This window comes from Arthrobacter sp. PL16, from assembly GCF_035985055.1.
Lineage (GTDB): Bacteria > Actinomycetota > Actinomycetes > Actinomycetales > Micrococcaceae > Arthrobacter_D > Arthrobacter_D cheniae.
Genome location: NZ_JAXCIC010000002.1, coordinates 646171 through 659201, shown reverse-complemented (window position 1 = coordinate 659201; position 13031 = coordinate 646171). Strand labels below are relative to the sequence as shown.

Here is a 13031-nt window from a genome sequence, read left to right as displayed (position 1 = left end):
CCGTCAGACCACGGAAGTAGCCTGACAGGATGCTCCTAGACTGTGCCCCTGAGGTCCTGCCGCTCGTGGACCTCACTGTCCTCTCCAGCCTCGAGCAGCAGCTCAACGACCCCGGACCGGCTAAAGCCTTCGCCCGCGACTACGTCCTCGGCTTCGAGGACCGGTACCTCCGCCTCACCAGCTCCATCGGCAACGCGGACCTGCCCGCAGCCCTCGACGTCGCCCTCAGCCTCCGCAGCTCATCAACCATGGTCGGCGCCACGCGCCTGTCTGCGCTGGCTGCGAGCTTCGAATCGGCTGTCCTCACCGCCGACCTGGACGCCGCGCGCAGGGTACTTCCCGAGATCGAGCGCTGCGGACTCGACACCATCCGCGAGCTCGAGAGCCAGTACCTGGTACGGGTCTGACCGGCGACCTCTCAGCGCATCGGTGTCAGCCGGTAACCCACACCGCGGACGGTCTGCAGCCAGCGCGGGTTCTTGGGGTCTTCCTTCAGCTTCCGGCGCAGGTTGCCGATGTGCACCTCGATCGCACGCTCGTCCGAGTCGCTGATGTAGGTGTCCTCGCCGTAGTAGTCGCCGCGGACAACGCGCACCAGATCAGCCTTGGTCCTCACCGATCCGTTGCTCTTGAGCATCTCGTTCAGCAGGTCGAACTCGCTCCGCGTCAGCGGCAGGTCGCGTCCGTCGACGGCCGCAGTACGGGCAGCGGCATTGAGGACCAGCCCGTTGTGCTCGAGGATCGAGTCTGCCGGAGGAGCGGTAGCAGCGGCCGGCGACGGCGGGGCGGTCGGTTGGGCAGCGAAGGGGAGCGCAGCGGCCGGCGCGGCAGCAGCCAGAGGTTCGGGGGCAACCCGGGGCCGCCGCAGCATGGCGGCGATTCGCGCCCTGAGCTCCCGCGGTCGGAATGGCTTGGTGATGTAGTCATCCGCTCCGGACTGGAGGGCCGTCAGCGTGTCCAGCTCATCCCCCCGCGAGGTCAGCATCACGACATAGCAGTTACTGGAACCACGGATGCGCCGCAGCACCTCGTATCCGTCGATGTCCGGGAGCCCGACGTCGATCGTGACCACGGTGGCGTCGTGTGTGCGGACCAGTTCGACGCCTTCCCTCCCACTCGGGGCCACGTGGACCTCGAATCCCGATTGCCTCAGGACGGCAGCCACCAGGTTCCGAACATCGGTGTCGTCCTCGATGACGACCGCCACCCCTGGATCGCTCACTCTGTCCCCTCCCAGCATCCGCTGAAGCACGTTCGACTCGTCATGGATCCCATTCTGCCTGCCGTTGTTCCCCTTTTCTGCCGGGTACCAGTGCAAAACGCGGGTTGGGCCACATAATGGTACTCAGTACGTAGGTCTCAGCGTCGGGAAGTTGTCGGTATGCAGGGTTTCACCTCTCCTTGGATAGTGCGTGCCTAGGGATGGCAGCGCGGTGTGGCTGCGGCTCGCGGCATCGCGATTCGCCCTCAACCGCTCCGTGGTGCTCTGCCAGATCCCCCTCACCCTGATCGTGGTCGTCCTCGGGGTCACGGCACCGCTGCTCAGGCCGGGCCTGATCTCTGATCCGACGTTCGAGCTCGGTTTCTCGATGATCCTCGTCCTGCTGGCTCTGTGCGTCCTGGTCCCCTGGCGCGAACTGCCCCGTGGAAGCCTGCTGGTCGTACCCATCCTCGACTTCGTTGCCATCGCCCTCGTAAGGGCCGGTGCCGCCGAGACCCAGCCCGCCCTCGGCGTCCTCGTGATCTTTCCCGTGCTCTGGCTCATGCTGTCATCGCTCCCCACCTGGGCCGCCCTGGGGTCGGCCGTCATCGGATCGCTGCTCGTCACCGCATGGCCTTTGCTCGGGAGCTTCGATCCGAGTGCCCTGAGGTCCTACGTGGGAGTCCTCCTGCTACCGGTCGTGATGCTCTGCATAGGGATCACGGTCCGGGTGATGAGCGCCAGCACGCGCGTGCGCGAGCTCGACATCGAGCGCAAGGACCGCGAACTCAACGACCTCCTGCAGGCCGCGATCGACCGCGAACGCGTGCTGACCGCGATCCTCAACACGGTCGACGTCGGACTCACCGCGGTGGACGCGCACGGCAACACGACGCTCACCAATCGCCAGCAGGAACTGTTCAACCGGTTGGCCGTAGGGAACGACGACGTCGACGACGGGCATGGCAGTCTGATGTTCGGGCCCGATCGTGTGACCCCGCTGCCCATAGACCGACAGCCGATCCATCGTGCGCTGACGGGCGAGACCTTTGCAGACCAGCTCATCTGGGTGGGTGAGAACGAGGCGCAACGTGCGCTCTCGACAGCAGCGCGGCCCATCAAGGATGCAGACGGCGGTATTGCCGGCGCGCTGATCGCCTGTAGTGACGTGACGGAACTGGTCGAGGCAGTCTCCGCTAAGGACGTCTTCATCTCGAATATCTCCCACGAGTTCCATGCGCCTCTCACCTCCGTGCTCGGGTACCTCGAGTTGATCCTGGAGGACGAGCACCCGCTTCCCGGCCACCTCAAGGGATACGTCGACGTCGCGGAGCGCAACGCGGAGCGGGTTCTCCATCTCGTCGCCGACCTGCTCTCCACCGCGGGCGACCAGGTCCGGGTCCATCCGCGGCCTGTGGACCTGGCAGCCCTGATCGAGATGAGCGTGCGGTCCAACGGGCTACGTGCCCAGAAGAACAGCGTCAAATTGAAGACCGAGGCCCAGAACCCCCTGTGGACCCTCATCGATCCGCTGCGGATCTCCCAGGTCCTCGACAACCTGCTCTCCAACGCCATCAAGTACTCCCCCGGCGGAGGCGTGGTAAGCGTCCGGGCCGAGGAGACGGAGTCCGCGATCAACCTCCACGTCGAGGACAGGGGCATGGGGATGACCGAACATGAGGCCCGGCAGGTGTTCTCACGCTTCTACCGGACTCCCGCGGCGCGACGGGCCGACATTGACGGTGCCGGATTGGGCCTGGCCATCACGAAGTCCATCGTCGAGAGCCACGGTGGCTCCATCCACTGCATCAGCGCGCCGGGCAAGGGCAGCCGCTTCACGGTCACGCTACCCGTCAACGGTGAAGTGAGCCGGTTGCCGCAGGATTCGATGGAGGAGTCCGTCTAGGTGATCGCTGCCCTGGCCACCGCCGTCGTCGCAGCTGCATTGGGGTACGCACTGTTTCCCCTTGCCGGCAGGGACCCGCGCACCGAGCTCCCTCCATCCCTCCGGCTGCCCCTGGCCCTGCTGGCGGGAGTCCTGGCCGGCGTGGGCGGCGCGATGGTCGGACCGTCCTGGAGCCTCCCGCTCGTGGCGGTCCTCGCGTCCTTCGGCGTCCTGCTGGGCGCGATCGACCTCCGGTCGAAGCTGCTGCCCAATGCGGTCCTGCTCCGGTTCACGGCCGCGACGGTCCCTCTGCTGCTCGTTGCGAGTGCTGGAACAGGGTACTGGGCCGGCCTCCTGGGCGCGCTGGCGGGCGGTGCCGCTCTGTTCGCCGTCTACCTGCTCCTCGCGCTCATCTCCCCCGCCGGGATGGGGATGGGCGACGTGAAGCTCGCCGCCGTCCTCGGTCTCTTCGCCGGCTGGGCAGGCGCGGCAGCCTGGATGGGCACACTCCTCGGAGGATTCCTCCTCGGAGGCCTGGCCGGGGTCGTGGTGCTGCTCCTGCGCCGGGGGTCGCGCAGCTCCACCTTCCCGTTTGGTCCAGGGATGCTGCTCGCCGCACTCGGGAGCTTCGTGGTGCTGGGCTGATTCGCCGTCGGAGAGTCCTGGTGCCTACGAAGGCGCGCTCCAAGAAGGAAGTGCAGGATCGGCTCGCGCCTAGTCGTCCTCCTCCGGGCCCGGTAGCACCGACAGGTGCCCGGCGTTGCGGCGGGCCCGCGTCAGCGCGGCGCGGGCACCAAGCTCCTTGTTCCCGGGATAGGCGATCTCCTCGAGGACGAGGGGGTGGGGAGCCGCCAGCACGGAGCGGGCGTCCTTGATGCGGGCGGCGAGCCTCTCGGCAAGCCAGATCGGCGGCATTTCCCCGGAGCCGACCCGCAGTGTCGATCCGATGAGCGCGCGCACCATGTTGTGGCAGAAGGCGTCCGCCTGCACCGTCGCGGTGATGGCGCCGTCGTGCCCGCGGACGAACTCATAGCGCTGCAGCTCGCGGATCGTCGTGGCCCCCTCGCGGGGCTTGCAGAACGCCGCGAAGTCCTGCATCCCGAGGAGGTGAGCGGCCCCCTCGTTGAGCAGTGCCAGGTCCAGCGGCGCCGGGTACCAGAGCGTGGTGTGCCGGCGGAGGGGGTCCTGCCCCGTCGCGGAGTCCGCGATGGCGTAGCTGTACCGACGCCAGAGCGCCGAGAAGCGGGCATCGAACCCGTCGGGCGCGCGCATGGCGGACCGGACGACGACGGCGGGCACGGCATTCCTGACGGGACGGCCCCTGCCCGAGACGCCGTCGGTCAGTTCGCGGTTGATCGTGCCGGTCAGGCGACGCCGGAAGGCATCGGCGGGGTCCACGTCACGGCCCCTGCCCATGCCCGCCCACTCCGCGGCGGTGAGATCTATATGCGCGACCTGCCCGCGGGCATGGACACCGGCGTCGGTCCTTCCGCCCACGGTCAGGCGTACCTGCCGCCTCAGGAGCATGAAGAGGGCGGCCTCGACGACGCCCTGGATAGTCGTGAGGCCGGGCTGGAGTGCCCAGCCGGAGAAGGGTGCCCCGTCGTAGGCGATGTCCAGCCGGACACGCAAAAGCCCGCCGTCCCGGTGGGGGACGGCGGGCTTTTGCATGGTCATGGAGTGCGTCGGGGAGGAAGAATTACTTCTTCTCGTCCTCGGTGGTGCCCTCGACGACGACGACCTCGTCAGCGGTGCCTGCTTCAGCGTCGACCGTGGTGTCCTCGGCAGCTACCTCTTCGGCAGATGCTGCGGACTCAGCCGACTCAGCCGAGTCAACCGAATCGACGGAGTCTGCGGATTCGGGCGAGTCGACGGACCCGGCGACGGGTGCTGCTGCAGGGGCGGGAACCTTGGCCTGCTCGGCCTCGGCGACGACGGACTGCTTGGCCGACATGGGCTCCAGCACCAGTTCGATGACAGCCATGGGAGCGTTGTCGCCCTTACGGTTGCCGATCTTCGTGATGCGGGTGTAGCCACCCTCGCGGTTGGCGACGGCGGGAGCGATGTCCGTGAACAGTTCGTGGACGATGCTCTTGCTGCTGATGACACCGAGGACGCGGCGACGCGACGCAAGGTCACCCTTCTTCGCGAACGTGATGAGACGCTCGGCGTAAGGGCGGAGGCGCTTGGCCTTGGTCACCGTGGTGGTGATGCGCTTGTGCTCGAACAGTGAGGCGGCCAGGTTGGCGAGCATCAGGCGCTCGTGCGCCGGACCGCCTCCGAGGCGTGGGCCCTTAGTGGGTGTGGGCATGGTGATTTCTCCTCATTAGGTGTCCGTCCCGCCGCTTCGGGAGCGACGGGCGGACAGATAGCGTTTTAGAGCTCTTCGTCGCCGTAGGCGGCGTCGTCCTCTTCGATGGCAGCAGCGCGGGCGGCAAGGTCGAACCCTGGAGGGGAATCCTTCAGGGAGAGACCGAGCTCGACGAGCTTCGCCTTGACCTCGTCGATGGACTTGGCACCGAAGTTACGGATGTCCATGAGGTCGGCCTCGGAGCGTGCAACAAGTTCACCCACGGAGTGGATGCCCTCGCGCTTGAGGCAGTTGTACGAGCGGACCGTCAATTCGAGGTCCTCGATCGGCAGCGCCATGTCAGCAGCAAGCGCTGCGTCCGTCGGCGAGGGACCGATCTCGATGCCTTCGGCAGCAGTGTTCAGCTCGCGTGCAAGGCCGAACAACTCGACCAGGGTGGTGCCGGCGGAAGCGACGGCGTCGCGCGGGGCGATGGCGTCCTTCGTCTCGACGTCGACGATCAGCTTGTCGAAGTCGGTGCGCTGCTCCACACGGGTGGCTTCCACGCGGAAGGTCACCTTGAGGACCGGCGAGTAGATCGAGTCGATCGGGATGCGACCGATCTCGGAGTCGCCCGACTTGTTCTGCGAGGCCGAGACATAGCCACGCCCACGCTCGATGGTCAGTTCGAGCTCGAACTTGCCCTTCGAGTTGAGGGACGCGATGTGCAGGTCCGGGTTGTGGAACTCGACGCCTGCGGGAGGCGCGATGTCCGCAGCAGTGACGACGCCGGGGCCCTGCTTGCGCAGGTAGGCGACGACGGGCTCGTCGTGCTCCGAGGAGACGGCGAGGTTCTTGATGTTCAGGATGATCTCGGTGACATCCTCCTTGACCCCGGGAACCGTGGTGAATTCGTGCAGCACTCCGTCGATGCGGATGCTGGTGACGGCCGCACCGGGGATCGAGGACAGGAGCGTGCGGCGGAGCGAGTTGCCGAGGGTGTAGCCGAAACCGGGCTCGAGGGGCTCGATGACGAACCGCGAACGGTTGTCGGCGACTACTTCTTCAGTCAGGGTGGGGCGCTGTGCAATAAGCACGTACATTTCCTTTCAGGAAGCATCCGCTATATGACGCTTCTCAATGGGCGGGACTGCTGGCCAGCCGGCTCAATAGCTACTGGAAACGGCACCGAACCGCCCTGCGGGAAGGTTATTCCTGCAAGGCGGCGCGGTGACCGAGGACCTTATTAGACGCGGCGGCGCTTGGGTGGGCGGCAACCGTTGTGGGCACTCGGGGTGACGTCCGAGATCGAACCGACCTCGAGGCCCGTGGCCTGCAGTGAGCGGATAGCGGTTTCGCGACCTGATCCCGGACCCTTGACGAAGACGTCGACCTTGCGGACGCCGTGCTCCTGGGCGCGCTTCGCAGCGGCTTCTGCAGCCATCTGCGCAGCGAACGGGGTGGACTTGCGTGAGCCCTTGAAACCGACTTCACCGGCGGAGGCCCAGGAGATGACTGCTCCACTGGGGTCCGTGATGGACACGATGGTGTTGTTGAAGGTGCTCTTGATGTGCGCCTGGCCGAGCGCGATGTTCTTCTTGTCCTTGCGACGCGGCTTACGCACCGCTCCACGAGTCTTGGGGGGCATTACTTCTCCTACGAAGGTATTGGGTAAAGCATTGATCGGCTGATCGGTATTGCCGGAAGTCCTTGGTAAAGGGCCCCTGATGGCGAGGGTCCCCTGGCCGGGCGAGCTCTGCGAGCCCGGTTAGGGAGCCATTAGGGAACTAGCGTCCGACCTTCTTCTTGCCTGCGACCGTACGCTTCGGACCCTTGCGGGTACGCGCGTTGGTCTTCGTACGCTGTCCACGTACGGGAAGGCCGCGGCGGTGCCGAATGCCTTCGTAGCTGCCGATCTCGACCTTGCGGCGGATGTCGGCTGCAACTTCGCGACGGAGGTCGCCCTCGACCTTGAAGTTGCCCTCGATGTAGTCGCGAAGCTGAACCAGCTCCACGTCGGAGAGGTCTTTGACGCGCGTGTTCGGGGAGATCCCCGTATCGACGATCGTCTTCTCTGCACGGGTCTTGCCCACGCCGTAGATATAGGTAAGCGCGATGACTACCCGCTTTTCGCGGGGGATGTCTACGCCAGCGAGACGTGCCATGGTGGCGGTGCTCCTTTGGTGTTACCGGAGGTATGAAGCAGAACATGCCCGGAACCGAAGTTCCGGTCCCCGGCCTCCGAGCCGGGGGTGTACATCCCGTTGCGGGACGCTGTTCTGCCGTTGAATGTACTGCTACGCGTGGGTAGAACCTCGGGCGAGGTTCTTAGCCCTGACGCTGCTTGTGGCGCGGGTTCTCGCAGATGACGAGAACGTTGCCTTTGCGGCGAACCACCTGGCACTTCTCGCAGATCCGCTTCACGCTCGGGTTGACCTTCATGGTTTTCCTTCGAGTTGATTCTTATTTGTAGCGGTAGACAATACGGCCCCGGGTGAGGTCGTACGGGCTGAGTTCCACTACGACCCGGTCCTCAGGAAGGATTCGAATGTAGTGCTGGCGCATCTTTCCCGAGATGTGGGCGAGAACAATGTGACCGTTGGCCAACTCAACGCGGAACATCGCGTTGGGCAGTGCCTCGTTCACAGTGCCCTCAATCTCAATGACACCGTCTTTCTTGGCCATATCCTCCGCTAACGTCTATGCCCGCTACTTGCGTAGCGGACGGGTTTAGGGTTTTGATTGTCGGACCCGCAGGGAGCCGGAGCTCATCTCGCGGGAAGGTCTCCGGGGCCCAATTGGGCACGGAAAGCAGAGACAACCAACAGACGACTCTACGCTACTGCCCGCTGATAGTTAAATCAGGGGGTTTCGTCCAGGGGCACCGGCGTGACGCCGAGGGGCCCGAGGCGCGACGCTCCCCCATCGGGCGCCGACAGCACCCAGATACCGCCGTCGTGGACTGCCACGCTGTGCTCCCACTGGGATGCACGCTTGCCATCCACCGTGACGACGGTCCAGTCGTCGTCGAGCACGGCCGTCTCGAGTCCGCCCTGGACGAGCATGGGTTCGATGGCGAGGCACAGGCCGGCGCGGACCTTCGGCCCGCGGTTGGAACTGCGGTAGTTGAGGACGTCTGGCGCCTGGTGCATCTGGGTGCCGATGCCGTGGCCGACGTAGTCCTCGAGGATCCCGAGCGCCGGTCCCGGCACGGACGAGACGTAGTCGTCGATGGCAGCACCGATGTCTCCGACGAACCGCGCGGATGCCAGCGCCGCGATCCCCCGCCACAGCGCCTCTTCCGTGACCTCCGACAGTCGGACGTCCTCGGGCCTCGGCGTTCCCACGATGGCGGTACGTGCCGAGTCGGAGTGCCAGCCTCGGACGACGGCGCCGCCGTCGATGGAGATGATGTCGCCGTCCTGCAGCGCATAGTCGCCCGGGATGCCGTGCACGACCTCATGGTTCACCGACGTGCAGATACTGGCGGGGAACCCGTGGTAGCCGAGGAAATTCGACGTCGCCCCCTCCTCGCGGAGGACGCCCTCGAACACCTCGTTCAGTTGAGCGGTGGTGACGCCCACCTGGGCGGCAGCCACCGCGTGGTCGAGCGCCCGGGACAGGACGAGACCGGCATCCCGCATGACGAGCATCTGACTGGTCGTCTTGTATTCGACCTTCGGCTGGCGGAACATGCTGATCCTAGCTCGCGACCTTGAGGGCAGCCATGACGCGCTCGGTGACCGCGTCGATTGAACCGATGCCGTCGACCTTCGTGACGATCCCGCGCTCGTCGTAGCGCGACACCACAGCTTCGGTCTGGTCGTGGTACAGACCGAGACGGTGCCGGATGACCTGCTCGTTGTCATCGGATCGGCCGTCGAGCTTGGCGCGGCCGAGGAGTCGTTTCACGAGCTCCTCGTCGTCGGCCGTCAGCTGCAGGACGACATCGAGCTCGAGGTCGTTCTCGCGCAGGATGTCATCGAGCTCGGTTACCTGGGCTGCCGTGCGCGGGTAGCCGTCGAGGAGGAACCCTTCCTGCACGTCGTCAGCCGCGAGGCGATCGCGCACCATGAGGTTGGTGACGCTGTCCGGTACGAAGTCACCGGCGTCCATGTACTTCTTGGCCTCGACACCGAGCGGCGTCTCACGCTTCACGTTGTCGCGGAAGATGTCGCCGGTCGAGATGGCAACCACCTCGAGCCGCTCCGAAATGCGGGCAGCCTGGGTTCCCTTACCCGACCCGGGAGGACCGATGATCAGCATTCTCGTCAACGCAACAACCCTTCGTAGTGACGCTGCTGGAGCTGCGCGTCGATCTGCTTGACGGTCTCGAGACCCACACCCACCATGATGAGGATCGACGTGCCGCCGAACGGGAAGTTCTGGTTGGCACCGATGGCCACGAGCGCGATCAGCGGAATGAGGGCCACGAGACCGAGGTAGATGGCCCCCGGCAGGGTGATGCGGGAGAGCACGTACTGGAGGTACTCCGCCGTCGGACGCCCGGCACGGATGCCGGGGATGAATCCGCCGTACTTCTTCATGTTGTCCGACACCTCGTCCGGGTTGAACGTGATGGCGACGTAGAAGTAGGTGAAGAAGACGATGAGAAGGAAGTACATCGCCATGTAGAGCGGGTGGTCACCAGTGGTCAGGTACGTGGTGATCCAGTTGACCCAGCCCGCGGGCGGAGTCCCGTCCTGGGGGGTGTTGAACTGGGCGATCAGGCTCGGCAGGTACAGCATCGAGGACGCGAAGATCACAGGGATGACGCCGGCCATGTTGACCTTGATCGGGATGTACGTGCTGCTTCCACCGAGGGTCCTGCGACCGACCATCCGCTTGGCGTACTGCACCGGGATGCGGCGCTGCGACTGCTCGACGAAGATCACGAGGGCGACGACGACGACGCCCATCAGGAGGACGAATGCGAAGACCGTGGCTCCCTGGGTCCGGAAGATCTCACCCAGCGAGGTCGGGAAGCCTGCGGCGATGGCCGTGAAGATGAGCAGCGACATGCCGTTGCCCACGCCCCGCTCGGTGATGAGCTCGCCCATCCACATGATGAGGCCGGTACCCGCGGTCAGGGTGATGATCAGCAGGATGATCGTGATCAGCGAATCGTCCGGGATCAGCGGCACGGGGCAGTTGCCCAGCAGCGAACCGGAACGCGCGAGCGACACGAGGGTGGTCGCGTTCAGGAGCCCGAGCGCGATCGTCAGGTAGCGCGTGTACTGGGTCAGCTTCGACTGGCCCTGCGCGCCTTCCTGGTGCAGTTCCTGGAAACGGGGAATGACCACCCGGAGGAGCTGCGTGATGATGCTTGCCGTGATGTACGGCATGATCCCGAGAGCGAAGATCGACACCTGAAGAAGGGCACCGCCGCTGAAGAGGTTCACGAACTGGTACAGGCCGCCGTCGGTATTGCCCAGAGCAAGACACTGCTGGACGTTCCCGTAGTCGACGCCCGGTGCGGGGATGAAGGCCCCGAGACGGAAGATGGTGATGATTCCCAGCGTGAACAACAGCTTGCGCCGCAAGTCTGGCGTCCGGAATGCCCGGCCAATAGCGCTAAGCAAGCGTCCTCCTGAAGGTCTGGTGGTCCTATGGCGGACCGTACACAACAACCGAGTCTAACGGTTGGTCACCAGCGCGAGAGAACACGCCGATTCTGGGGGTGGCCAGAGCCGAAAAAAGACTCCTGGTGGGCTGATTCAGCCCTGCCCACCAGAAGTCTAGTTCCTAAGTGCCGTCGATCACAGCCGACCCGCTCCCCCGACGTCGCCGGGAGAGCGGGGAGGCCAGTGGACTACAGCTCTGTGACGGTGCCGCCGGCTGCCACGATCTTCTCTGCAGCGGATGCGGAGAAGGCGTCAGCGGAGACGTTTACGGCTACGGTGATCTCGCCCGTACCCAGCACCTTGACGGGCTGGTTCTTGCGGACCGCACCGTTGGCCACCAGGCTCTCCACCGAGACGTTGCCGCCATCGGGGTACAGCTCGGACAGCTTGTCCAGGTTCACGACCTGGAACTCGACCCGGAACGGGTTCTTGAAGCCGCGCAGCTTGGGAAGACGCATGTGCAGCGGCAACTGGCCGCCTGCAAATCCTGCCTTCACCTGGTAGCGGGCTGCGGTTCCCTTGGTTCCACGGCCTGCGGTCTTACCCTTCGAACCCTCACCACGGCCAACACGGGTCTTCGCCGTCTTGGCGCCCGGTGCGGGACGCAGGTGATGGACCTTGAGCATGTGAACGCGCTCTTCGTGTACTTCTGTCGCGGCCGGAGCCACGCTGTTGTTCTCTGCCATTAGATGGCCTCCTCAACCTTCAAGAGGTGCGGAACCGTGTTGATCATGCCGACGGTGACGGGATCAGCTTCACGGACCACGGTGTGGCCGATCCGCTTGAGGCCCAGGGACCGCAGCGTGTCGCGCTGGTTCTGCTTGCCGCCGATAGCGGACTTGATCTGGGTGATCGAGAGCTTCGCCGAGCTCACGAGCACACGCTTCGGAGTGATGGCGGTCATCACGCACCTGCCTTCTGAGCTGCGATCGCGCGCAGCATCTGGTGGGATGCGACCTGATCGAGCGGGAGGCCACGGCGAGCCGCGACTGCCTGGGGCTCCTCGAGGCGCTTCAGCGCATCAACGGTCGCGTGGACGATGTTGATGGCGTTCGCGGAACCGAGCGACTTCGACAGGACGTCATGGATACCGACGCACTCGAGTACCGCACGCACCGGACCACCGGCGATGACGCCGGTACCCGGGGAGGCGGGACGGAGAAGCACGACGCCGGCTGCTGCCTCGCCCTGCACCAGGTGCGGGACGGTGCCACCGATCCGCGGAACGCGGAACATCGTCTTCTTGGCTTCCTCGACGGCCTTCTGGATGGCGGAGGGAACTTCCTTCGCCTTGCCGTAGCCGACACCGACCATGCCGTTGCCGTCGCCTACCACCACGAGGGCGGTGAAGCTGAAGCGGCGGCCGCCCTTGACGACCTTGGCGACGCGGTTGATGTTGACGACGCGTTCGATGAACTTGTCCTTGTCGTCATTACGTCCACCGTCGCGACCGCCCTCGCGACCACCACGGCCGCCACGCTCGCCACCGCGGGCGTTGCCGCCGCGCTGCTCGCCACCGCGAGTGTTGCCGCGGCCACGGTTCGCGTCAGCCGACGCGGTGTCAGTTGCGCCTGCAGGCGGAGCTTCAGCTGCGGGCTGCTCTGTAGCCGTATTCAATGGGGCTTCCTTTGCCTTGTTTTCCTCGGTCACAGTGACAGCCCACCTTCACGTGCGCCGTCTGCGATTGCTGCAACACGACCGTGGTACTTGTTGCCACCCCGGTCGAAGACGACAGCCTCGATGCCGACGGCCTTGGCACGCTCTGCAACCAGTTCGCCGACGCGCTTGGCCTTGGCGGTCTTGTCACCGTCGAATGCACGGAGATCCGCTTCGAGAGTGGAGGCTGATGCGACGGTCACGCCCTTGGTGTCGTCGACGACCTGCACGAATACGTGGCGGGCCGAACGGTTGACGACCAGGCGGGGACGGACAGCCGTGCCCGAGACGCGCTTGCGTACCCGGAGGTGGCGGCGTCCACGCGAGGCGGACTTGCTCTTCGAGCTGCGCTTCTTGTTGATGCTCAGACCCATG

At 65.4% G+C, this 13031-nt stretch carries 18 protein-coding genes; 3 read left to right on the top strand and 15 right to left on the bottom strand.

Going from position 1 to position 13031, the window contains the following annotated elements:
• Nucleotides 1-29 precede the first annotated feature (29 nt).
• Nucleotides 30-407: an Hpt domain-containing protein gene (locus RCH21_RS06810; protein ID WP_326963701.1), complete on the top strand. Its 378-nt coding sequence runs from the start codon at nt 30-32 to the stop codon at nt 405-407.
• A gap of 11 nt (nt 408-418) precedes the next feature.
• Here RCH21_RS06810 and RCH21_RS06805 read toward each other — a convergent pair whose 3' ends face one another.
• Entirely contained in the window at nt 419-1222 is an 804-nt protein-coding gene (locus RCH21_RS06805) for a response regulator transcription factor (protein WP_326963700.1), read from the bottom strand.
• Nucleotides 1223-1412: 190 nt separating this feature from the next.
• Here RCH21_RS06805 and RCH21_RS06800 point away from each other — a divergent pair, with 190 nt between their 5' ends.
• Both RCH21_RS06800 and RCH21_RS06795 read left to right on the top strand, forming a co-directional pair.
• Nucleotides 1413-3107, top strand: coding sequence for a sensor histidine kinase (locus RCH21_RS06800; RefSeq protein WP_326963699.1), 1695 nt, complete (start codon nt 1413-1415; stop codon nt 3105-3107).
• Nucleotides 3108-3731, top strand: coding sequence for a prepilin peptidase (locus tag RCH21_RS06795; RefSeq protein ID WP_326963698.1), 624 nt, complete (start codon nt 3108-3110; stop codon nt 3729-3731).
• A gap of 69 nt (nt 3732-3800) precedes the next feature.
• Here RCH21_RS06795 and RCH21_RS06790 read toward each other — a convergent pair whose 3' ends face one another.
• The 14 genes from RCH21_RS06790 to rplR form a co-directional block, all read right to left on the bottom strand.
• On the bottom strand, nt 3801-4763 hold the full coding sequence (locus RCH21_RS06790; protein WP_326963697.1) for a tRNA pseudouridine synthase A: 963 nt from the start codon (nt 4761-4763) through the stop codon (nt 3801-3803).
• A gap of 22 nt (nt 4764-4785) precedes the next feature.
• Complete coding sequence (gene rplQ / locus RCH21_RS06785; RefSeq protein ID WP_326963696.1) at nt 4786-5397, bottom strand: 50S ribosomal protein L17; 612 nt, start codon at nt 5395-5397, stop codon at nt 4786-4788.
• A gap of 65 nt (nt 5398-5462) precedes the next feature.
• Nucleotides 5463-6473, bottom strand: coding sequence for a DNA-directed RNA polymerase subunit alpha (locus RCH21_RS06780; protein WP_120147550.1), 1011 nt, complete (start codon nt 6471-6473; stop codon nt 5463-5465).
• 149 nt (nt 6474-6622) lie between these two features.
• A complete protein-coding gene (gene rpsK / locus RCH21_RS06775) occupies nt 6623-7024 on the bottom strand; it encodes a 30S ribosomal protein S11 (protein WP_104052715.1) in 402 nt (133 codons plus the stop codon).
• 139 nt (nt 7025-7163) lie between these two features.
• Nucleotides 7164-7541, bottom strand: a complete 378-nt coding sequence (rpsM, locus tag RCH21_RS06770) for a 30S ribosomal protein S13 (RefSeq protein ID WP_043440660.1) — start codon at nt 7539-7541, stop codon at nt 7164-7166.
• Between the two features lie 163 nt (nt 7542-7704).
• Nucleotides 7705-7818: a 50S ribosomal protein L36 gene (gene rpmJ, locus RCH21_RS06765; RefSeq protein ID WP_043440658.1), complete on the bottom strand. Its 114-nt coding sequence runs from the start codon at nt 7816-7818 to the stop codon at nt 7705-7707.
• 21 nt (nt 7819-7839) lie between these two features.
• Complete coding sequence (infA, locus tag RCH21_RS06760) at nt 7840-8061, bottom strand: translation initiation factor IF-1 (protein ID WP_019481515.1); 222 nt, start codon at nt 8059-8061, stop codon at nt 7840-7842.
• A 176-nt stretch (nt 8062-8237) separates the two neighbouring features.
• Nucleotides 8238-9071 carry a type I methionyl aminopeptidase gene (gene map, locus RCH21_RS06755; RefSeq protein ID WP_326963695.1) on the bottom strand — a complete coding sequence of 278 codons (834 nt, stop codon included), beginning with the start codon at nt 9069-9071 and terminating at the stop codon, nt 8238-8240.
• A gap of 7 nt (nt 9072-9078) precedes the next feature.
• Entirely contained in the window at nt 9079-9642 is a 564-nt protein-coding gene (locus RCH21_RS06750) for an adenylate kinase (RefSeq protein ID WP_326963800.1), read from the bottom strand.
• 5 nt (nt 9643-9647) lie between these two features.
• Nucleotides 9648-10958 carry a preprotein translocase subunit SecY gene (gene secY, locus RCH21_RS06745; RefSeq protein ID WP_120147070.1) on the bottom strand — a complete coding sequence of 437 codons (1311 nt, stop codon included), beginning with the start codon at nt 10956-10958 and terminating at the stop codon, nt 9648-9650.
• A gap of 230 nt (nt 10959-11188) precedes the next feature.
• The gene (rplO, locus tag RCH21_RS06740; protein WP_326963694.1) at nt 11189-11686 is read right to left on the bottom strand and encodes a 50S ribosomal protein L15; all 498 of its coding nucleotides are present in this window, start codon (nt 11684-11686) and stop codon (nt 11189-11191) included.
• On the bottom strand, nt 11686-11904 hold the full coding sequence (gene rpmD / locus RCH21_RS06735) for a 50S ribosomal protein L30 (protein WP_120147072.1): 219 nt from the start codon (nt 11902-11904) through the stop codon (nt 11686-11688). The genes rplO and rpmD overlap by 1 nt, the downstream gene beginning before the upstream one ends.
• Nucleotides 11904-12650: a 30S ribosomal protein S5 gene (rpsE, locus tag RCH21_RS06730; RefSeq protein WP_442784676.1), complete on the bottom strand. Its 747-nt coding sequence runs from the start codon at nt 12648-12650 to the stop codon at nt 11904-11906. Before rpsE ends, rpmD begins: the two co-directional genes overlap by 1 nt.
• A complete protein-coding gene (gene rplR, locus RCH21_RS06725; protein ID WP_120147074.1) occupies nt 12647-13030 on the bottom strand; it encodes a 50S ribosomal protein L18 in 384 nt (127 codons plus the stop codon). Before rplR ends, rpsE begins: the two co-directional genes overlap by 4 nt.
• Nucleotide 13031: the final 1 nt, after the last annotated feature.